Origin of the sequence: Sinorhizobium sp. BJ1 (assembly GCF_002531555.1) — a bacterium.
Taxonomy (GTDB): domain Bacteria; phylum Pseudomonadota; class Alphaproteobacteria; order Rhizobiales; family Rhizobiaceae; genus Sinorhizobium; species Sinorhizobium fredii_B.
Map to the genome: position 1 here is coordinate 1 of NZ_NWTH01000112.1, position 977 is coordinate 977.

General features: G+C 61.2%; 1 pseudogene. It reads right to left on the bottom strand.

The features are described from left to right. A pseudogene (locus CO676_RS36745) lies at positions 1–977 on the bottom strand (hypothetical protein); the annotation flags it as partial.

Below are 977 nucleotides of genomic sequence, written 5' to 3' on the forward strand. Positions count from 1 at the left end.
CAGCAGGCGCTCGCGGTCCGCGATATCGAATAGCGCTTCCTGAGCGAAACTTTGCTCGGACCAAGACCTCGCTGAACGCGTTTGCTGCCAAAGCACTGGTGCATCGAAGCCAGGAGCTGGAAGTTCGCCGCTCTGCTCCGCAGCCTCTTGGGGGCCGTGCCTCCAGTCGTCCCCGAACAACTCTCCGAGTTCAGGCACTTGCGGGAGTGCTTGATGGCCCGACGCCGGTTCGGCAGATGGCGGGGGAAAGTTTGGCGCCAGCGCCGCAGAAGCGTCCTCGCGCCATTCGAAAGGCGCCGCCGAACCAAACCTTGGCGCGAGACCGCCGTAGATATCTGAGGAAGCCCTAGGCACCGCAGGCAAAGCGTCACCCAGCAAAGCGGATCGGGGATGATGAATGAGTTGAACGTCGTTGGGTCCTCTAGGCCCCAACACGGCTGTGTAGCGTTCGCCGCCAATCTCGTAGTTCATTACCGGATGCTCCGCAACAGGCAAGAAGTCCCACTTTCCCAACATGGACAGCATCATGTCGGGGGCTAGCTGGGTGCGAGGGGAAAAATCCTTGGGAACGGCGAACGAAACATCAAACGTATCGCTGACAGCAGGAGACCGCAGATGAATGAGCTGAACATCATTGGGCCCTCCCGGTCCCAATACGGCCATATAGCGTTCACCGCGAATGTCGTAGGTCTTTACGCGCTGTGTGGCATCCGGCAACAGACCCCAGCGGCCTAGCTGGGAGCGCATCATATCCGGCGCAGGCTGGGTGCCGTGGGAGAAGTCCTCGGGAACGGCCAAAGACGCATCAAAGCTGTCGCTGGCTGCGGGGGACGTCTGCTCAAGTGTGGTCTGGGCCGCAGCGCCTTGGCTCATCATTCGTCCAGAGTAGTCTTCAGAGGCGGAATTCTGCGGCCGCGAGCTCGGCTGCCAGCTCGCGGCATCGAAAAGCTCGTCCTGGGCGACACTTTGCACCGGCG